At 70.0% G+C, this 17,794-nt stretch carries 21 protein-coding genes; 7 read left to right on the forward strand and 14 right to left on the reverse strand.

Annotation, left to right across the window (positions count from 1 at the left end):
- Positions 1-74 precede the first annotated feature (74 nt).
- The gene (locus tag ACFWDI_RS14395; RefSeq protein WP_385303848.1) at positions 75-1,058 is read left to right on the forward strand and encodes a glycosyltransferase family 2 protein; all 984 of its coding nucleotides are present in this window, start codon (positions 75-77) and stop codon (positions 1,056-1,058) included.
- Positions 1,058-2,389 (forward strand): polysialyltransferase family glycosyltransferase, encoded by a 1,332-nt coding sequence (locus ACFWDI_RS14400; RefSeq protein ID WP_385303850.1) that lies wholly within the window; start codon positions 1,058-1,060, stop codon positions 2,387-2,389. The genes ACFWDI_RS14395 and ACFWDI_RS14400 overlap by 1 nt, the downstream gene beginning before the upstream one ends.
- 82 nt (positions 2,390-2,471) lie before the next feature.
- Here the strand turns inward: ACFWDI_RS14400 and ACFWDI_RS14405 are convergent, their stop codons facing one another.
- Positions 2,472-3,185 carry a TetR/AcrR family transcriptional regulator C-terminal domain-containing protein gene (locus ACFWDI_RS14405; protein ID WP_385303852.1) on the reverse strand — a complete coding sequence of 238 codons (714 nt, stop codon included), beginning with the start codon at positions 3,183-3,185 and terminating at the stop codon, positions 2,472-2,474.
- A gap of 58 nt (positions 3,186-3,243) precedes the next feature.
- On the opposite strand from ACFWDI_RS14405, the gene ACFWDI_RS14410 reads away from it, so the two are divergent.
- A complete protein-coding gene (locus ACFWDI_RS14410; protein ID WP_385303854.1) occupies positions 3,244-4,704 on the forward strand; it encodes an FAD-dependent monooxygenase in 1,461 nt (486 codons plus the stop codon).
- Here ACFWDI_RS14410 and leuE read toward each other — a convergent pair.
- The gene (leuE, locus tag ACFWDI_RS14415) at positions 4,691-5,344 is read right to left on the reverse strand and encodes a leucine efflux protein LeuE (RefSeq protein WP_385303857.1); all 654 of its coding nucleotides are present in this window, start codon (positions 5,342-5,344) and stop codon (positions 4,691-4,693) included. The genes ACFWDI_RS14410 and leuE overlap by 14 nt on opposite strands.
- Before the next feature lie 75 nt (positions 5,345-5,419).
- Positions 5,420-7,000, reverse strand: coding sequence for a methylmalonyl-CoA mutase (locus ACFWDI_RS14420; RefSeq protein ID WP_385303858.1), 1,581 nt, complete (start codon positions 6,998-7,000; stop codon positions 5,420-5,422).
- A 206-nt stretch (positions 7,001-7,206) separates the two neighbouring features.
- Between ACFWDI_RS14420 and ACFWDI_RS14425 the strand changes: the two genes are divergently transcribed.
- On the forward strand, positions 7,207-8,058 hold the full coding sequence (locus ACFWDI_RS14425) for a L,D-transpeptidase family protein (RefSeq protein WP_385303859.1): 852 nt from the start codon (positions 7,207-7,209) through the stop codon (positions 8,056-8,058).
- A 232-nt stretch (positions 8,059-8,290) separates the two neighbouring features.
- Here ACFWDI_RS14425 and ACFWDI_RS14430 read toward each other — a convergent pair whose 3' ends face one another.
- From ACFWDI_RS14430 to ACFWDI_RS14455, 6 genes are all read right to left on the reverse strand, one after another.
- The gene (locus ACFWDI_RS14430; RefSeq protein WP_385303860.1) at positions 8,291-9,253 is read right to left on the reverse strand and encodes a hypothetical protein; all 963 of its coding nucleotides are present in this window, start codon (positions 9,251-9,253) and stop codon (positions 8,291-8,293) included.
- A complete protein-coding gene (locus ACFWDI_RS14435; protein WP_385304089.1) occupies positions 9,253-9,963 on the reverse strand; it encodes an RNA polymerase sigma factor in 711 nt (236 codons plus the stop codon). Before ACFWDI_RS14435 ends, ACFWDI_RS14430 begins: the two co-directional genes overlap by 1 nt.
- Before the next feature lie 304 nt (positions 9,964-10,267).
- Positions 10,268-11,002 (reverse strand): hypothetical protein, encoded by a 735-nt coding sequence (locus ACFWDI_RS14440; protein WP_385303861.1) that lies wholly within the window; start codon positions 11,000-11,002, stop codon positions 10,268-10,270.
- 3 nt (positions 11,003-11,005) lie between these two features.
- Positions 11,006-11,566: an RNA polymerase sigma factor gene (locus ACFWDI_RS14445; RefSeq protein ID WP_385303863.1), complete on the reverse strand. Its 561-nt coding sequence runs from the start codon at positions 11,564-11,566 to the stop codon at positions 11,006-11,008.
- A 69-nt stretch (positions 11,567-11,635) separates the two neighbouring features.
- Entirely contained in the window at positions 11,636-12,088 is a 453-nt protein-coding gene (locus ACFWDI_RS14450; RefSeq protein ID WP_385303865.1) for a hypothetical protein, read from the reverse strand.
- A 157-nt stretch (positions 12,089-12,245) separates the two neighbouring features.
- On the reverse strand, positions 12,246-12,824 hold the full coding sequence (locus tag ACFWDI_RS14455; RefSeq protein ID WP_385303867.1) for a L,D-transpeptidase: 579 nt from the start codon (positions 12,822-12,824) through the stop codon (positions 12,246-12,248).
- Between the two features lie 64 nt (positions 12,825-12,888).
- Between ACFWDI_RS14455 and ACFWDI_RS14460 the strand changes: the two genes are divergently transcribed.
- Positions 12,889-13,170 carry a hypothetical protein gene (locus tag ACFWDI_RS14460; RefSeq protein WP_385303869.1) on the forward strand — a complete coding sequence of 94 codons (282 nt, stop codon included), beginning with the start codon at positions 12,889-12,891 and terminating at the stop codon, positions 13,168-13,170.
- Between the two features lie 64 nt (positions 13,171-13,234).
- Here ACFWDI_RS14460 and ACFWDI_RS14465 read toward each other — a convergent pair whose 3' ends face one another.
- From ACFWDI_RS14465 to ACFWDI_RS14480, 4 genes are read right to left on the reverse strand one after another with little or no spacing between them, the layout of a single operon-like run.
- Positions 13,235-13,447, reverse strand: a complete 213-nt coding sequence (locus ACFWDI_RS14465; protein ID WP_385303871.1) for a hypothetical protein — start codon at positions 13,445-13,447, stop codon at positions 13,235-13,237.
- Between the two features lie 47 nt (positions 13,448-13,494).
- Entirely contained in the window at positions 13,495-14,379 is an 885-nt protein-coding gene (locus ACFWDI_RS14470) for a hypothetical protein (RefSeq protein WP_385303872.1), read from the reverse strand.
- A 49-nt stretch (positions 14,380-14,428) separates the two neighbouring features.
- Positions 14,429-14,839 carry an ATP-binding protein gene (locus tag ACFWDI_RS14475; protein ID WP_385303875.1) on the reverse strand — a complete coding sequence of 137 codons (411 nt, stop codon included), beginning with the start codon at positions 14,837-14,839 and terminating at the stop codon, positions 14,429-14,431.
- Positions 14,839-15,042 carry a hypothetical protein gene (locus tag ACFWDI_RS14480; RefSeq protein ID WP_360871641.1) on the reverse strand — a complete coding sequence of 68 codons (204 nt, stop codon included), beginning with the start codon at positions 15,040-15,042 and terminating at the stop codon, positions 14,839-14,841. Before ACFWDI_RS14480 ends, ACFWDI_RS14475 begins: the two co-directional genes overlap by 1 nt.
- Before the next feature lie 196 nt (positions 15,043-15,238).
- Here ACFWDI_RS14480 and ACFWDI_RS14485 point away from each other — a divergent pair, with 196 nt between their 5' ends.
- Positions 15,239-16,093, forward strand: a complete 855-nt coding sequence (locus ACFWDI_RS14485; RefSeq protein ID WP_385303877.1) for a helix-turn-helix domain-containing protein — start codon at positions 15,239-15,241, stop codon at positions 16,091-16,093.
- Positions 16,074-16,349 (forward strand): DUF397 domain-containing protein, encoded by a 276-nt coding sequence (locus ACFWDI_RS14490; protein WP_385303878.1) that lies wholly within the window; start codon positions 16,074-16,076, stop codon positions 16,347-16,349. The genes ACFWDI_RS14485 and ACFWDI_RS14490 overlap by 20 nt, the downstream gene beginning before the upstream one ends.
- A 162-nt stretch (positions 16,350-16,511) precedes the next feature.
- Here ACFWDI_RS14490 and ACFWDI_RS14495 read toward each other — a convergent pair whose 3' ends face one another.
- On the reverse strand, positions 16,512-17,546 hold the full coding sequence (locus ACFWDI_RS14495; RefSeq protein ID WP_385303880.1) for a hypothetical protein: 1,035 nt from the start codon (positions 17,544-17,546) through the stop codon (positions 16,512-16,514).
- Positions 17,547-17,794: the final 248 nt, after the last annotated feature.

Here is a 17,794-nt window from a genome sequence, read left to right on the forward strand (position 1 = left end):
CGCCGCTCTGCGTTCACCTGTCATCTCTCCCGGCTTCAGTACGAATGCCGGGTGCCGGCCATAGCGTCACCCGGGTGGTTAAGCTCTCCGTCATCGTGCCGTTCTACAACGTGCAGACATACGCACCCGACACCCTCAGAAGCCTCCAGGCGAACGCCCGCGAGGACTTCGAGTTCCTGCTTGTCGACGACTGTTCGACGGACGGGACACCGGAGATCCTCGAGCGCGCGGAGCGAGAGGTTCCGGGGGTTCGCCTGATCAGACATGAACAGAACGGCGGGCTCGCCACCGCACGCAACACCGGCCTCGACGCCGCGACCGGGGAGTACCTCACCTTCCTCGACGGCGACGACTGGCTGGCCCCCGGCCACTACGAGCGGCTGCTCGCCGCCATCGAGGACCTGGGCTGCGACTTCGTCCGTACGGACCATGTGCAGTGCACGGCCAGGGCCCGCACGGTCCATCGCGTCCCGGTCGGCCGGCGCGGCGAGGTGCTGCGGCCGCGCGACGCGATCCTGCCCGCCGACCGCTCCACCGGCGTCGACTACCCGATGGCCTGGGCCGGGATGTACCACCGGCGGCTCGCGGAGCGCGGACTGCTGCACTTCACGCACGGGCTGCGCACCGCCGAGGACCGCCCGTGGATCTGGCGGCTGCACCGCGAGGCGGAATCCTTCGCGGCGATCAGCGAGCTCGGAATCTTCTACCGGCGCGGAGTGGCTTCTTCGCTCACTCAGATCGGAGACATCCGGCAACTCGATTTCATTCGCGCATTCGACCAGGTGATCGAAGAAACGGCGAAGGATCCGGATTCCGAACGACTGCTGCCAAAAGCCGTACGCACCTACTGCGCGGTTATTTCGCACCACTTGGGATCAGTGGAGAGGTTCGAACCGCCTGTGGCGCGGAAATTGCGTGCGATGAGTGCGGCGGCGCTGAGGCGGATGCCGCAGGATGTTCTGAAGGACGCGCTCGACTCGATGGACATCGAGCGTGCGTCGCGGCTGCGCAGGCTGCGTCGCCGCCCCGCCCCTCTCTCCGCGGAGGCCGCGGCCTGATGCGTACGACCCAGATCTTCCTCGCGTCCTCGCTGTACGGGGCCGCCACGCTCGCCGCTGCGTTGGACAGTGGCTGCATCGCGCCCGCGGACCGGCGGCTGCTGCTGGTCGCCAACAACGCTTCGACGCCGGAGACCTCGCCGGCGCTGGACGAGATGCCGGGCTTCGAGCAACTGCGCGGCCGCTTCGACGGCGTGCTCTCCTGGAACGAGGCCATCTCCCCTTTCCACCCGGGCGGCTGGGCCCCGCGGCCGGACGACGCGCCGCTGTGGGAGCGCCATCTGCGGCTGCTCTGGGACCTCGGTGACGACCGGATCGAGCTGGCCGTCGAGTCCATCCAGGTCAATCCGGCGCTCGCCGTCGCACAGCTCTTCCCGGACGCGGCGCTCGATGTCTACGCGGACGGGCTGATGAGCTACGGCCCCACCCGCAACAAGATCGACCCGCTGGTCGGCGAGCGCGTGCGCAGGCTGTTCCATCTGGATCTGGTGCCGGGCCTGAAGCCGTTGCTGCTCGCGGAGTTCGGGGCCGAGCCGCAGATCGTTCCGACGGAGGCCTTCGTCAAGGTCGTCGCCGAGCTCTCCGACGGGGTGACGGACCCGGCGTCCGACGCGGTGTCCGACGCGGGCGAGGGCCCGGTGCTGCTGCTGGGCCAGTATCTCGCGACGCTGGGCATCATCACGCCCGCGGAGGAGGAGGCCCTCCATGTCCGGATGGTGCGGGGCGCGGTCGCGCTGGGCCACCGCCGGATCGTCTTCAAGCCGCATCCCACCGCGCCGGCCTCCTGGACGCGCACGCTGGAGCGCGAGGCGGCGGCGCTGGAGGCGGAACTGACCGTCCTGGACCGGCCGTTGATCGCCGAGGTGCTCTACCGCCGGCTGCGCCCCGCGCTGGTGGCCGGCTGCTTCTCGACCGCGCTGTTCACGGCGAGCACGTTCTACGGCATTCCCGTGGCCCGTATCGGCACGGAACCGCTCCTGGACCGGCTCACGCCGTACCAGAACAGCAACCGGGTGCCGCTGACGATCGTCGACGCGCTGCTGCCGGATCTCGCCGACGGCGCGGCCGGTGCGCCCAAGGAGGCCGACGACATACTGACCGGCCTGGTCAGCGCGGTCGGCTTCGCGATGCAGCCGCAGCTGCGGCCGGATCTGCGGGCGGCGGCGGAGAGCTATCTCGGCCGCAACCTCAACAACCGCACCTGGCGCTACTTCAAGCGCCGCAGGCTGACGGTGCTCGGGCTGCCGGGCGGCATCCCGGTGCCGCGCAATGCGACGGTACGCCGGGTGGTGCGGAGGGCGCGCCGCCTCAAGCGGGTGGCGCTCGGGTGACCCCTGGGGCTCCGCGGCTCGGGTGACCCCTGGGGCTCCGCGGCTCGGGTGACCCCTGGGGCTCTGCCCCGGGCCCCGCGCCTCAATCGCCGGCGAGGCTCCCGTTGGGGCTCCGCCCCAAACCCCGCTCCTCCATCGCCGGAGGGGCTGCATTGCAGCTCAGCAGCACCTGCTCGATGCCCGCCACCACCGCCGCGAGCCCCGCCTCGAACGCCGCCTCATGGTCTGCGAAGACCTCCTCGCCCACCGCCACGGCGAGGGGGTACTCCGCCAGCCGCTCGGCCCGGGCCACCAGGTCGTACCCCTCCGCCCCGGTCGCCGGGTCGGGCCCCATCGACTGCTCCTCGATCACATAGCCGATCGTGTAGCTGTACGCGGTGAACCAGGCGCGGGCCGCCGCGCCCGGCGTGAAGCCCGCACCGGTGAGGATGCGCAGATGCGCCTCCATCGGGGCGGCGTAACTGTTGTCGGTGAAGCGCGTGCCGCTGTAGACCTTGGCGCCGTCGCGATAGCGCAGCAGATGCTCGCGCAGCCCGCGCATGGCCCCGGCGAGGCTCTCGCGCCAGTCGGCAGCCGGTTCCGCCGCCAGCAGGTCGGCCGCCATGCGCCGGACCATCTCGGTCGCCATCTCGTCGAGCAGCGCCTGCTTGTCCTTGAAGTGCCAGTACAGGGCCGGCGCCTTGACGTCGAGCTCCTTGGCGATGGCGCGCAGCGTCAGCCCTTCGAGTCCTACTTCGTTGAGCAGGCGCAGGGCGGTGCGCGCCACCCGGATCCGGTCGAGTCGTTCCGTAGCCACGGTGCCAACCTACCCGTCGCCCTTGACAACTTAACAACGTTAAGGACACCCTCCCGGAATGGCACTTAACAGCGTTAAGGAAACTGGCCCCGGCACGGAGACCGACGTCCTGATCGTCGGGGCCGGGCCCACCGGGCTCGCCCTCGCCTGCGATCTGGCCCGCCGCGGTGTACGCGCCCTCGTCGTCGAGCAGTCGGACACGCTCTTCCCCGGCTCGCGCGGCAAGGGCATCCAGCCCCGCACCATGGAGGTCTTCGACGACCTCGGCGTCGTGGACGCGGTGCTCGCCTCGGGCGGCAGGGCTCCGGTCGGCATGGTCTGGCAGGACGGCAGCCGCCAGGGCGAGCACGACATGTTCGAGCGCCCCGGGCCCACGGACACGGAGCCGTACGGCGAGCCCTGGCTGCTCCCGCAGTGGCGCACCCAGCAGATCCTGTACGTGCGCCTGAGAGAGCTCGGCGGCGAAGTCTCTTTCGGTACGGCCCTGACGGGGCTCAGCCAGGACGCGTACGGAGTGACGGCCCAGCTCTCGACAGGGACGGCAGCGACGGCAGACACATCGACGACTGGAACATCGACGATCCGCGCGGCCTACGCGGTCGCGGCGGACGGCGGCCGCAGCACGGTCCGCAGGATCCTCTCCATCGCGATGAACGGCGAGAGCGTCGACCCGGCCCCGGTGCTGGTCGCCGATGTCCGCATCCCCACGCTCGACCGCCTCAACTGGCATGTCTTCCCGGGCGGCAGCGCCGGCTATTTCGCCGTCTGCCCGCTGCCGGGGACCGACGACTTCCAGGCCGTCGGCCAGTTCGTGGAGGGCGAGCCCGACACCTCGCCCTCGGGCGTACGGAAGCTGATCGCCGCCCGCACCCATCTGGCCGAGGAAGAGGTCACCGAGGTGCTGTGGGCCTCGGACTTCCGGCCGCGCGCGGCCATGGCCGACCGGTTCCGCGAAGGGCGCGTGTTCCTCGCGGGCGACGCCGCCCATGTCCACTCCCCCGCCGGCGGACAGGGCCTCAACACCAGCGTCCAGGACGTGTACAACCTCGGCTGGAAGCTCGGCCAGGTGCTGCGCCACGGCGCACTCGAGGCGCTCCTGGACACCTACGAGCAGGAGCGGCTGCCCGTCGCCGCACAGATGCTCGGCCTCTCCACCCGTATCCACCGCGGTGAGGAGCAGCGCGGCGCGGCCACCATGCAGCTGGGGCTGGGCTACCGCGGCGGCCCGCTCGCCTCCGGCGGCGCGGGCGCACTGGAGGCGGGCGACCGCGCCCCGGACGGTCCGCTGCCCGGCGGACGGCGGATCTTCGACCTCTTCCGCGGCCCGCACTTCACGCTGCTCGCGGTCGGCACGGACGCCGAACTGCCCGTACTCGACGACGAGCTGGTGCACACACACCGGATCGAGGCGTACGAGCCGTACGGGAAGGGTCTTTTCCTTGTTCGGCCCGACGGCTACGTCGGCTGGGCGGGCGAGGACATGTCCGGCCTCGCCGAGTACCTGGTCAGGTGCTGCTGAGCGAGAGCTTCACCGCGAAGCCCAGGAACAGCGCGCCGGCCGCCGACGTCGCACCCGCCGACAGCAGCTTGCGACGGCGGAATGCCGCCGCCAGATGCGTCCCGGTGAAGATCAGCAGGGTGAGATAGAGGAAGCTCGCCAGCTGGGCGAGCACGCCGAGCACCACGAAGGAGAGCGCCGGATAGGCGTACTCGGGATCGACGAACTGCACGAAGAAGGCGATGAAGAAGAGGATCGCCTTCGGGTTGAACAGGCTGATCACAAAAGCCTTGCGGAACGGCCGCTCGGCGGCGGATCCCTCGGCCGGGGCCGCCTGCTCGGCGGTCAGCTCACGGCGGGTGCGCCACAGCGACCAGGCCGCACGCAGCATCCCGATCGCCAGCCAGGTCAGATAGCCGGCGCCGGCGAACTTCACGATCCCGAAGAGCACGGCGTTGCCCTGGAGCAGCGAGGCGACGCCCGCCGCGGAGAGCACCATCAGCACGGTATCGCCGCACCACACACCGGCGGCGGCCTTGTATCCCGTACGCACACCACGACGGGCGGCGACCGAGAGCACGTACAGCGAGTTCGGCCCCGGCAGCAGAACGATCAGGACAAGGCCCGCGAGATAGGTCGGCAGATCGGTAACACCCAGCATGAGGCGGAGTGTCGCACATGGGCACGACACTCCGCCTTTGCGTTCCGCATCACGGAACAGAACGGAACGAGCCGCTCAGAAGGCGTCGGTCGGGACGTATGTGCCCCACACCGCGCGCAGCGCGTCGCACACCTCGCCCACCGTCGCCCGCGCCTTCAGCGCGTCCTTCATCGGGTAGAGGACGTTGTCCGTGCCCTCCGCGGCCTTCCGCAGCGCCGCGAGTGCCGCGTCGACCGCCCCCTGGTCGCGCTCGGCCCGCAGCTTCGCCAGCCGGTCCGCCTGCTGCGCCTCGATGGCAGGGTCGACCCGCAGCGGCTCGTACGGCTCCTCCGCGTCCAGCGTGTAGCGGTTGACGCCGACGACGACCCGCTCGCCGCTGTCGGTCTCCTGCGCGATGCGGTACGCGCTGCGCTCGATCTCGTTCTTCTGGAAGCCGTGCTCGATGGCGTTGACCGCGCCGCCCAGGTCCTCGACCCGTTCCATCAGCGCCAGCGCCGCCGCCTCCACGTCGTCCGTCATCTTCTCGACGACATAACTGCCCGCGAACGGGTCCACGGTGGCGGTGACATCGGTCTCGTACGCCAGGACCTGCTGGGTACGCAGGGCGAGCCGCGCCGACTTGTCCGTCGGGAGCGCGATCGCCTCGTCAAAGGAGTTGGTGTGCAGCGACTGCGTACCGCCGAGCACCGCCGCGAGCCCCTGAACGGCCACGCGCACCAGGTTCACCTCGGGCTGCTGCGCGGTCAGCTGCACACCGGCCGTCTGCGTGTGGAACCGCAGCATCAGCGACTTGGGGTTCCTCGCGCCGAACTCGTCCCGCATGATCCGGGCCCAGATGCGGCGCGCGGCACGGAACTTGGCCACCTCTTCCAGGATCGTCGTACGCGAGACGAAGAAGAAGGAAAGGCGCGGCGCGAAGTCGTCGACGTCCATGCCGGCGGCCACGGCCGTACGGACGTACTCGATGCCGTCCGCGAGCGTGAAGGCGATCTCCTGCGCGGGCGAGGCGCCGGCCTCCGCCATGTGGTAGCCGGAGATCGAGATGGTGTTCCACTTCGGGATCTCGGTCTTGCAGTACTTGAAGATGTCGGCGATCAGCCGGAGCGAGGGCTTGGGCGGGAAGATGTACGTGCCGCGGGCGATGTACTCCTTGAGCACATCGTTCTGGATGGTGCCGGTGAGCTTGTCCGCGGGGACGCCCTGCTCCTCGCCGACGAGCTGGTAGAGCAGCAGAAGCAGCGCGGCCGGGGCGTTGATCGTCATCGACGTGGAGACCTTGTCCAGCGGGATGCCGTCGAACAGCACCCGCATGTCGTCGAGCGAGTCGATGGCGACGCCGACCTTGCCGACCTCGCCGCTCGCGATCGCCGCGTCCGAGTCGTGACCCATCTGGGTGGGCAGATCGAAGGCGACGGACAGGCCCATCGTGCCGTTGGCGATGAGCTGCTTGTAGCGGGCGTTGGACTCGACGGCGGTGCCGAAGCCCGCGTACTGGCGCATCGTCCAGGGACGGCCGGTGTACATCGTCGGGTAGACGCCGCGGGTGAAGGGGTACGAACCGGGCTCGCCCAGCTTCTCGGCCGGATCCCAGCCGTCCAGTGCACCCGGTCCGTAGACCGGCTCGATGGGCAGTCCCGACTCGGACTCGCGCGCCATGGTTGTGTGCCTCCCACTAGAGCTACTCGCTGGTAACCGATCCTCGCGTCGGACTGTAGCGGCGGGTCCTCGACGGGTGGAGAGCCGCACCCTGGGACCTTGCTCACAGCCTCTTCCACCGCTTGTTCCCCATGATGCGCGGGATTGCGCAACCAGGCAGGGCGGGAATCTGTCTCTGGAGACACAGGGAATACAGGGGGGCGAACATGGTTCGGAATTCCGTCATACGCAGATCACTTGCCGCGGCCGCGGTGCTTGCCGTGACCGCGGGCTGCACGGCGCAGGCCGCGACCGAGCGGCCGGCCCGGGCCGACGCCAAACCGGGCAGCTCGGCGCCCGCACAGGCCGGCACGGCGACGCCGTCCGGGGCGGACTCGGCCACGCCGAAGCCGAAGGAGACGACCGCCAGGCCCAGCAAGCCCGCCGAGGTGCTGATGGCCAACGGCTCGAAGGGCAAGCAGGTGCGCGAGCTGCAGGCCAGGCTCGCGCAGATCGGCTGGTTCGACGACAGGCCGTCCGGCACCTACGGTCCCGTGACGGTCGCTTCCGTCAAGGGCTTCCAGGGCAAGCGCGGTCTGCCCACGACCGGCGACACGGACACCGTGACGTGGCAGAAGCTGCTCGGTATGACGACGGAGCCGACGCGCGACGAGCTGAACGGCAAGACCGTCAACAAGCCGGCGGCAAAACTGGACCCGCGCTGCACGACGGGCCGGGTGATGTGCGTCAGCAAGTCCACCCGCACGCTCTCCTGGGTGATCGACGGCAAGGTGCAGTCGACGATGGATGTGCGCTTCGGCTCGCAGTACACGCCGACCCGTGAGGGCACCTTCCGCGTGTTCCAGAAGTCCAAGGACCACGTCTCGACGATCTACCACACGTCCATGCCGTACGCGATGTTCTTCAGCGGCGGCCAGGCGGTGCACTACTCCTCGGACTTCGCGGCCCGCGGCTACAACGGCGCGTCACACGGCTGCGTCAATGTCCGGGACAAGGGGAAGATCGCCTCGCTCTTCGCGCAGGTCCACAGCGGCGACAAGGTCGTCATCTACTGGTGAGAGTCGAGAAGGAAGAGTGGCGCGGGCGGGACCGGGGGAACGTGTCCCGCCCGCGCCATGTGCGCCAAGCCGTAGGTACGGGGGGAACCCCGGCTCGAGCGCGGCCGATGACCAGTCGGCTCACTCTCTACTGCGCCGTCGGCTCAAAAAACGTCACACCTGGTTGATCCGATACCGGCAACGGTGGAGAAAACGCAGGTCAGACCGGCCGCAGGTCAATCTGGGGCGAGGCTCAGCGAGTGCTCACGGAGGGGACGGTCGGGGAAGCGGCGGGCAGAGGCGACCAGGACACGGGCGGCAGCGATCCGCCGCCCGGCCGGCCGTCGTCCGAGTCGGAGCCGCCGTTGCTCTGTCCGTCACCGCCGTCGTCACCTCCGTCGCCGTCGCCGCTGCCGTCCGGGGTGGTTTTGATGTCGCCGCTGAGCACCCGGTCGCAGAACCGCTCCACACGCTCCGGCCCCTTGGCCGTCGCCTCCAGTCGCCGCTTGCGCTCCGGGGCGATACGGCCGCTGCGGTAGTCGCGGCATGCCTCGGCCGTCCTGCGGTACCACTCGGCGTTCCGGTCGCTCCTCTTCTTGCCGGCGTCGCCCTGCTGCTTGCCGTCGTCGTCCGGCTTCCCGCCGTTCGCCTGGTCCGGATGCGGACCGGGCCCGCCGCTCGGCGACGGCGACACCGGCGGCGTACTGATCCCGCCCGGGGTCTGCGACGGGGAGTCCGGTCCGCCGCCGGTCGGCAACTCCGAGACCAGTGGCCCGGGAGTCGCGGCGGCCGAGATGGAGGACGCGGGCAGCGGATCGTCGTTGCTGAAGGGGCCGGGCAGCATGCCGGTGCCGGCCGCGACCGCCACTCCGCCGAGCGCGCAGCCGGCCACCGCGGCGGCGATGCCGAAGCGCACCGGACGCCCGAAGCGCAGTCCGGGCGCCGAGCGGGTGGAGCGAGCGAGTCGTACGGTGCCGATGGCGTCGCCGGCGGGCGCGGCGGCGTCGGCCCTGGCCTTGCGGAAGGCGGCCAGTGCGGCGGCCTCGCCCGGCATCTCGCCGTCGGTGGAGTAGTCGGCCCGGCCCACGCCCTCCAGCGCACGGGAGAGTCGCGCGGCCTGGATACGGGCGTGTTCATCGGCGGCTTCGACCGGTTCGCCCCGCAGCAGTCGCTCCGCAGCATCCTTGTCAAGCCACTCGTACCGCTCGTCGGCCATCACATGTCCTTCTGCGTCCGCAGGCGTGAATGCGTCACACCGGCGGGTGCCGTCGAGCCCGGTCGGGGGCCTCGCTGCGGCGGTACGCCGCCGAGATCCGCCGCGCCCGTACGGAGATTGTCCAGGTCCGCGACGTCCGCGAAGCCCGCACCGTCCGAACCATCCGCCCCCAGCAGCTCGGCCAGCCGCTTCAGGCCGCGGTGCGCCGCTGTCCGTACGGCACCCGGCCGCTTGCCGAGCGTCTTGGCCGCGCTCTTCGCGTCGAGGCCGACCACGACGCGCAGTACGACGGCCTCGGCCTGGTCCTGCGGCAGCTGGGCGATGAGTTCCATGGTGTGGCCGGTGGCGAGGGCCTCCATGGCCTGGTCCGCGGTGTCCGACTCGGCGGGCATCCCGGTGAGTTCGCTCTCGTCGCCGCCGACGGCGGGGCGCCGGCCCCGCATACGTATGTGGTCGAGAGCGCGATTGCGGGCTATTCGTGCGGCCCAGCCCCGGAAGCGGTCCGCGTCGCCGCTGAACCGGTCGAGGTCGCGGGCGATCTGCAGCCAGGCCTCCGAGGCCACGTCCTCGGCCTCCGAATCGCCGACCAGAGTCCGGACATATCCATGCAACCGCGGGTGCACAGCGCGGTACACAGCACGGAACGCGTCCTCGTCCCCGTCCTGAGCCGCGAGCACCGCGGCGGTCAACTCCGCGTCGTCCCCCAGCACTCCCTCAACCCGTCCTGAATCGCAGCTGGTCACCACTGCCGCGCCGCCCTGTACGCGAATCAGCACGCTACGTCCTCCAACCGAGCCGCGTCCACATTTTGTACAACCCGCAACAACATGCTGACACAGCGAGGTGTGACAGAAAACGCACGCTCGGCGCTGAGAGAAGTACGGGGCCGCTCCGCGGCCCTGGCGAGCGACGACCGGGGCCTCTCCTGTGGGGGGTGGCGGCCCCGGTCGTCCTTCCACGTCCGCGAGCGACTGTCCGGCGGGGCCGAGCCGTCGGAACGGCTGCCCCGGCGTCCTACCTCCCCGGCTTCCCCGGCTTCCCCGGCTTCTGCGGCTTGTCCGATGGCTTCCCCGGCTTCTCCGCACTCTTCGCGGGCTTCCCGTCCGCAGGGTTCGGCGAGGTGTCGTTCATCTCACCCGCCAACAGCCGCTCACAGTAGGCCCGTGCGCCCTCCGAGCCGCCGACGGCCGCTTCCAGTTCGGCGATGGCCTTGCCCCTGGACGCCGTACCCCGTCGCGAAACAGCCGCCAGATACTGACGGCAGTGCGCGGCTGTGTCCCGCGCCGTGCCCGGACGCCCGGGGGGAGCGTCGCCCGCGGACGACCGAGTGGGCCGCACCGGGCTCTGTGGTGCTCCTTCACCGCGCCGGTCACCGACCCCGTCCTCTTCAACGCCGGGTTCCGTGGGCGCGCTCCGTACCGGCTTCGGCTCCGCGCCGCCCCCGAACAGCGACGGGATCGCCCCCTCCCCGGCCGCGACCGCCACCCCGCCCAGCGCCACCGCCGCGGCAACACCCGCCACCAGCGCCTTGAGCGCCCGCGCCCAGTGCCGCTCACCGCCGGGCCGCCAGTCGTCCCGGCTGCGCCGCCACCGCACCGGTGCCGCACGCACGCCGCCCTCGTCACGCGCCAGGCGGAACGCCCGGAGGGCCCGCTCCTCGTCAGCCGGATCGAGTACGCCGGGGCGGCGCGCCGCCCCGAGCAACGCGTCGAGTTCGGGTGTGCGGAGGTCATCCCGTTCGGGTTTCATCTCTCATCCTTCGGCGTACGCCCTGGCCAGTCGCTCCGCCAGTCCTTTCAGTCCCCGGTACGCCGCGGTGCGTACGGCTCCGGGGCGCTTGCCCAGCACCCGCGCGGCCGCAGGCCCGTCGAGCCCGACGACCACCCGCAGCAGTACCGCTTCCGACTGCTCGCGCGGCAGGCTGCCGATCAACTCGAGGGCGCGCTCGGTGGAGAGCGTTTCGAGCGCCGCGGCGGCCGTGTCCTGCCCGTCCGGAAGTTCCAGCACATCCCGCTCCAGTAAGGAGATGCGCGGGCGCCGCTTCTGCCTGCGCAGATGATCCAGGGCGCGGTGCCGGGCAATCGTCGCCGTCCAGCCCCGGAACCCCGCCCCGTCGCCACGGAAACGGCTCAGGTCACGGGCGATCTCCAGCCACGCCTCGGCGGCCACGTCCTCGGCATCGTCGCCAACGAGCCCTCGGACGTAGCCGATCAGCCCAGGCTGCACCAGGCGGTACGCGGTCGCGAAGGCGTCCTCGTCCCCCTGCTGCGCCCGCTCGACGGCCGCCCCGAGTTCCGCGTCGTACGCCCCCACAGTTGCCTCTCCGTACCAGCGCCCTTCGGCACATGCCCCTTCATCTCTGCGTACGGAGACGGAGAAACGTCACCGCCCGCAGGCGGCCCTCGGGTCGATGGGCCTGCGTGCCCGCCCGTGCAGCAGGAGGTAGAGGCGCTGCACCGACTCTTCCGGGCCGCCCAGCTCGAAGCGGTTGACGACCTTGCCGAGCGGATTCCACACGCGGCCATCGGGCATCCGGACACCCACCGGCTGCCCGAACAGCTCCCGCTGCTCCGGCCCGAAGTCCGCCCAATGCGCCCCGGCCCGCCGGACGATCACCTCTCCCGTGTACGCCCCGAGCCCCTGGAGCAGCCCGGCAACCTGCCCGACCTGCGGACGGCCGCGCCGTACCCCGTCCACCATGAAGTCGACGAGGCGCAGGCTGGCGACGGAGTAGTCGAACGGCAACCGGTTGCGCTCCGTCAGCCGGTCGACGACCCCGGCGACGTACGCGCGCATGTCGGCCGCACTGGGCAGAACTCCAAAGTCGGTATCCATGTATGACCAAGCGACAGGTGCGCGGAGATCATCACGGAGTGCGGAAGTGTTCGTTCTCACGGACGAGTTCGAGCCACTCGTACAACCATCGGCACGGCTCAGGCGTCGTCGACCACCACGCCGTTCAGGCAACGTTCGGGCTCCTTCGGCCGACGGGTCAGCCGATGGCGATGCGCGGGTGCGCGCCGGGCTGGATCCAGCCCATGATCCGGTCCATGGTGGAGCGCGGCACGGATACGCAACCCGCGGTCGCGCCCTTGCCGTTGACGTGCAGGAAGATCCCGGCTCCCCGACCCGGTGTGGCCGGCCAGCGGTTGAAGTTGATGACCAGGGCCTTGGCGTACTGCGTCGGGTAGTTGATGAGGTGCTCACTGCCCCGCTCGCCGCTCTCGGTGAGCGGGAAGTCGGCCCCGGCCTCGGTGTGCATCTGGTTGTAGAACTTCGACTCGGGGTCCTCCACCCACCAGTGGCTGGAGTTGACCCGCGTGTACGGCATGCTCGTGCCGCTGGACTCGACGCCGAAGCCCTCGGTGATGGTGTAGGTGCCCGATGGCGTGGTGTAGGTGCTCTGCCTGCGGGTGGAGCCGTCGACAATGCCGTTCGAGCCGACCCGGCCGCTGTCGGAGATGACGGACTTCCAGCCGGACGACCCCTTGGACCAGGCCGTCACCGTGGCGTACGAGCCGCCGGCCTTCACGGTGATGAGCTGGGTGGCGTTGCCCACGTCGACCGGCACGGGGAAGTTCGGGGCATGGGCTGACGGGGCTGCCTGAGCTTTCCCCGCACCGCCGGCCGCCGCGGTGCGGGACCCGCCGGGCCCCGGCTTCGCGCTGTCGGACGGCGCCGCGGAAGCGGACGCGGAGGCGGAGGCGGAGGGGGAAGCAGATACCGAGGCCGAGGCGGAACTGCTGGGGGATGCGGACGAGCCGGGCACGTCCGACGTCACGCTCTTGGCAGTGGCTGCAGCGGCATCCGCGGCCGGGGCATCCTGGCCCTGGTGCCCGCATGCCGACACCAGGAATATCGCGCCGGTGGCAGCCAGTACGGCGGAGAAGCTACGGGACGAGGGCAGCACGAAGTAACCCTTCGGTTGATGGGGGAATCGCGACGGCCGAGGTCGGCACGGCGAAGTGGGCCGGTTCTATATCAGGCCGACGCCGAGACGCGAGCCGACGGACCTTTCGGACGAATCCTTAGGCGCCGGGGTCGTCCGAGCAGCCGGACCCCGTGCAGGGTGACGGGCGCGGAGTCGGCGCCCCGCCGGAACGCCGAGTCGGGCACACCGCGCGCGACCCGCACCGGGGCGCACCACTGTCCGAAGGAGACACCGGCCATGCCGGTGAGGGCAACGATCTCCATGGCTGTGTGCCCCAGGGGTACATCGGCGCTGTCCGTGACGGCGGAGGTCAGCCCACGCCCGCGGGGAGCTCGATCTTCCCGTCGAACGTGCCCTGGTTCTCCTGCCGTACGTCCTGCTCGTACGCGATGTCCCGGCCACCGGCGTACGGGACGAGGAAGCCGAACTCGAACCGGTGGCTCTTGATCCGGTACGTCTTGCCGTCCAGAACCAGCACCTCCTTCAGCCCGGACAGCGTCAACTGAGCGTCGTTCACCGGGATTCCGGCGTCCCGGAGCTGCTCGGCGGTGGGGTCGAACTCCCGCTGCGCCTTCTTCACCCAGGCCCGGTCCCGGACGGCGGTCAGCTTCTGCTTGTCGCTGCCGACACGGAGCTCGATCGTGCCGTCCCTCTTGGTCAGCGTCATCTCGTCACCGGCGGCCTGCGCGTACTCCCGGAACTCCTCGATGGCCGCGACAGCGTCCTCGACCTTGTTCTGCATCTCGGGGTCGGAGGTGGGCGCGTTCTTCCACGGCGCGCTGCCCTTCTTGAGGTATGCCGTGCCGTCGACGACGTAGATCTCCTCGTTCTTCCTGGTTCCCTTGCTGCTGGTACTGACGCCCTGCGAGTGCAGCGCCTCCGGCTCCATGCCGCGCCGGACCGTGGCACGGTAGGTCGCGGCGCTCTTGTGGCCCTGGAGCGTCAGCCCTTCCTGTCCCTGCACGGAGAAGGTCCAGGCGCCTTCCTCCGCCATCGCCTTCTCGGCGAGGTCGAGGAAGTCCTCCGGGGACTCGGGTGCCGCGGGCGTCGCCTCGGCCTGCTCGGAGGACTGCGTCGCCTCAGGGCTCTCGGCCCCGGCCGACTCCACCGGCCCGTCCTCCTCTGCCGCGCCGCAGGCGGCCAGCGAGAGGGCGAGCGGCAGAACCAGTGCAGCGCACCTGAAACGACTTCGCATGGATCTCTTCCTTACGTCACGGCGGGGCGCGCGGACTGTACAGCAGCGATCAGCCTCCGATCACGCCGACGACCATTCCTCGCGAACCGGCATGAATGCCCGGCAGTTCGCACCACACGGTCTTGCTGCGGGGGCCCTGTTCCACACCCCACCGCAGGGTCAGGGCGTCGAGCAGGGCGAGGCCGCGGCCGGTCTCGCCATCGTCTGCGGCCTTGCACAGAACAGGCACGGCCCGGGGGTCGGGGTCGGTGACCTCCAGTCGCGTACGGCCCTGCCCACAGACCACACGGACGGTCACGGGGACGCCCTCGCCGAGATGGCGGACGACGTTGGTGATCAGCTCGCTGGCGCACAGCTGGAGATCGGCGCAGGGACCGCCCATGTACGCACGCAGGGCCCGGCGGACCTCGGGCACGTCCTTCGGGGTGGCGAGCAGCTCCAGGGTGAGCGGTGGCCGCATCACGCAACTCCCTTACGCAGGGCGTCGAGCAGGGCCCGCGCGGTGGCCAGGTTGCAGTTGCCCAGCGTGATGAGCGGCGTGGTGCGATAGCGGGCGGCGAAGGTCGGCAGGTCGACGCCGAGGGACGGCAGCGTGATGCCGTGGGCGGCGAGGGCGGCCCGCAGCTCCTCGGCGCAGTCCTGGACGTCCGGGTGGTCGTGCATGGGGGTCACACCTTCCAGTGCGCTCTGTGACGAACTGCTCACACCCTGACGCGGTGCCGCGTACCGTGAAAGAGGTTCGGGCTCCCGGCCCTGAACTGCACGTATGCGACATGGAGTTGGTACGGACACGGAAATCGCCGGAACTCGGGCGAACACGCTGGGAAACAGGCGGTAACGGCACCAAGGGCGGTGAACGATGGGCCAGCGCAAGGACATCGACGGGTCGGCAAGCGTCCCCACCTTCTACGGCAAGGAGTTGCGCTGGAAGCGGGAGGAGGCCGGGCTCACCCTCCAGCAGCTGGTCGAGGGAAGCTTCTACGGCCCCAGCCACCTCAGCGAGATCGAACGCGGCGAGCGCCGCATGCCGGCGGAACTGGCCGAGCACGTGGACAAGGCGCTGGGGACGGACGGCTTCTTCAAGCGGCGCTGCGAGGACGTGCGGAAGGCGAAGAGACGAGGCCACGCGAGCTACTTCGAGCGCGTACTGGAGGCGGAGAAGCACGCGGAGACCATCGAGGAGTGGTGTCCGACCCTGATTCCGGGTCTGCTGCAGACGGACGCGTACGCGCGGGCGGTGGTGCGGTCGGCGCACCCGCTGGCGCCCGACGACGAGGTGGAGGAGAAGGTCAGCGCGCGGATGGCCCGCGCCCGGCTCTTCGAGGACGACCACAAGACCCCGGAGTACTGGGCGATCCTTCCCGAGTCGCTGTTGCGTCAGCCGATCCTCCCGCCGGTGCAGGCGGCCGAACAGCTGGAGCGGATCGCGGCATTGGCGTGGCGCCGCCGGATCCTTCCACAGATCCTTCCGTGGAACCGCGGACCGCATCCCCTCATGCTCGGCACGGCCAAGATCATGACCTTCCCCGACGCCCCGCCCCTGGTCTACACGGAGGCTCAGTACAGCGGTGACACCATCGACGATCCGGCCCTCGTGAAGCAGTACCGCAAGGCATACGATCGGCTCAGGGCCGCCGCACTGCCGCCGGAGGCGTCCCTCGCCCTGATCGAGCAAGCGGCTGAGGATGACCGAAATGGCAAGCAACGGGATTGACTTGAGCACCGCCGTCTGGCGCAAGAGCACCTACAGCAACGGCGACGGCGGCGACTGCGTCGAGGTCGCCGAGGCCTTCCCCGGCGCGGCCGCCTGGCGCAAGAGCAGCTACAGCAATGGCACCGGCGGGGACTGCGTCGAGGTCTGCGACGCCCACACCGGCATCGTCCCCGTCCGCGACTCCAAGCTCCCCCACGGCCCGGTCCTCACGCTCACGGCCCCCGCCTGGACGTCCTTCATCACTTCCCTCAAGTAGACGGCGGCTCGGCTGCCCAGGCCCCAGAGGGAACGGTGCACCTGACGCCCGATCCGAAAAAGCAAGCGGCCCGCCAGTTGGACCTGGCGGGCCGTCACGTCAGAGTCCAGTTCAGTCGACACGGAATCGCGCGACCCCGCCCGCATACGGACTGGACCCGGATCAGAACAGTGAGTTGTTGCCCCGCAGTCGGCGTTGCAGGAACGTGGCAAAGGTCTGGTCCTCCAGGCAGGTGAGCGCGGAGCCGTCCGGCTCGATGTAGGCGACGCGCCAGTCCTGTGGAGTGCCCTTGCCGGCGAGCCAACCGGCCGCTCGGCCCTCTACCTCTCCCCACTGCAGGAAAAGCCGGTCCTGATCCAGCCACCGCAGGACTGGGGCTGCCGGGCTCGCCACGCCGTCCGCACCGGACGAGCCGTCCTGCGCGACGGGAAACACCCGCACCCCGGCGATGACCCCGCCGGGGAATTCCTTCATGACCGCCAGGTAGTCCTCCGGGAGCGCGTCGAACGACTCGCTCACGGCCCGGTCCAGAAGCTCTTCTGCGTACTGCCGGATGCCCGGGACACCAATGCTCCGCACCCTCGTGACGATTTCCTCCACCGCCCCGATGTCCCGGATCGCCAGTGCTGTGGCCGTCTCACGAATGTCTTCGTAGACATTCCAGAATGTGCCCGACTCGTACTCTTCCATGGTCTCGAACGCAGGAATTCCCTCCGGGCGCGCCATGAGGACCCTTGCGGTGAATTCCGATGCAGAGAAAGGAAGGTCCAGCCACACCTGGAAATCGGATTCGGTGAGGACGGTCGTCCAGTTCGCGGTGTCCGGGTCGGTGGTGTCCCACAGCAGCACACCATCACGGGCGGTGCGGCCCCACGGCACCATTCCGCCGGGGTTCGGGAAGAAAGGCAGTGGAAGATCGTGATCGCGGTTGCGCAGGGACGCCTCCATGCTCGCGATGCGCGGCGCGGCGTCCTCGGTGAAGTCCTCCAGGGAACGCACGGCAAAGCGGGGCCGCGTGAGGACCACGGAGCCCGCGATCATCCCCTTCTGCATCGCTTGGACCAGCAGTTCGAAATCTTCAGGGATCACCTGCCCGCCCCCGTACCCGCTGTCCTTTGACCACTCCTCACTGCCGCTCTCCTGTGCCGGAACCGGGGCATCAAGACCGAGTAGCCGAACGACATCGAGATGATTCATGTTTTCCTCCCTGAACCTCGGCCCGAATCCGGGCCTCCCCCCTCGGCGAGGACCGGTCCCCGCCGGGAGTAGAACAAGAAGAGCGACCCGCCGCCGGACGGCGTCCGGCGGCGGGTCAGGACTCGCGGGTTACCGCGAGGTCCACTGGACGGCAGGTGACGCGGTTATTCAGGGCACTTGCAGCCCCACGGCAGAACGCTCGTCCGGCACTGTGCACCCCTCCACGCGACGTACCGACCTACTACGCT

The sequence above is a fragment of the Streptomyces sp. NPDC060064 genome, assembly GCF_042736455.1.
Taxonomy (GTDB): domain Bacteria; phylum Actinomycetota; class Actinomycetes; order Streptomycetales; family Streptomycetaceae; genus Streptomyces.

Excerpts from the sequence above, each read along its gene's own strand:
- ACFWDI_RS14400 (WP_385303850.1), top strand. The coding sequence starts at position 1,058 with ATGCGTACGACCCAGATCTTCCTCGCGTCCTCGCTGTACGGGGCCGCC.
- ACFWDI_RS14410 (WP_385303854.1), top strand. The coding sequence starts at position 3,244 with ATGGCACTTAACAGCGTTAAGGAAACTGGCCCCGGCACGGAGACCGAC.
- leuE (WP_385303857.1), bottom strand. The coding sequence starts at position 5,344 with ATGCTGGGTGTTACCGATCTGCCGACCTATCTCGCGGGCCTTGTCCTG.
- ACFWDI_RS14420 (WP_385303858.1), bottom strand. The coding sequence starts at position 7,000 with ATGGCGCGCGAGTCCGAGTCGGGACTGCCCATCGAGCCGGTCTACGGA.
- ACFWDI_RS14425 (WP_385303859.1), top strand. The coding sequence starts at position 7,207 with ATGGTTCGGAATTCCGTCATACGCAGATCACTTGCCGCGGCCGCGGTG.
- ACFWDI_RS14430 (WP_385303860.1), bottom strand. The coding sequence starts at position 9,253 with ATGGCCGACGAGCGGTACGAGTGGCTTGACAAGGATGCTGCGGAGCGA.
- ACFWDI_RS14440 (WP_385303861.1), bottom strand. The coding sequence starts at position 11,002 with ATGAAACCCGAACGGGATGACCTCCGCACACCCGAACTCGACGCGTTG.
- ACFWDI_RS14450 (WP_385303865.1), bottom strand. The coding sequence starts at position 12,088 with ATGGATACCGACTTTGGAGTTCTGCCCAGTGCGGCCGACATGCGCGCG.
- ACFWDI_RS14465 (WP_385303871.1), bottom strand. The coding sequence starts at position 13,447 with ATGGAGATCGTTGCCCTCACCGGCATGGCCGGTGTCTCCTTCGGACAG.
- ACFWDI_RS14470 (WP_385303872.1), bottom strand. The coding sequence starts at position 14,379 with ATGCGAAGTCGTTTCAGGTGCGCTGCACTGGTTCTGCCGCTCGCCCTC.
- ACFWDI_RS14475 (WP_385303875.1), bottom strand. The coding sequence starts at position 14,839 with ATGCGGCCACCGCTCACCCTGGAGCTGCTCGCCACCCCGAAGGACGTG.
- ACFWDI_RS14480 (WP_360871641.1), bottom strand. The coding sequence starts at position 15,042 with ATGCACGACCACCCGGACGTCCAGGACTGCGCCGAGGAGCTGCGGGCC.
- ACFWDI_RS14485 (WP_385303877.1), top strand. The coding sequence starts at position 15,239 with ATGGGCCAGCGCAAGGACATCGACGGGTCGGCAAGCGTCCCCACCTTC.
- ACFWDI_RS14490 (WP_385303878.1), top strand. The coding sequence starts at position 16,074 with ATGGCAAGCAACGGGATTGACTTGAGCACCGCCGTCTGGCGCAAGAGC.
- ACFWDI_RS14495 (WP_385303880.1), bottom strand. The coding sequence starts at position 17,546 with ATGAATCATCTCGATGTCGTTCGGCTACTCGGTCTTGATGCCCCGGTT.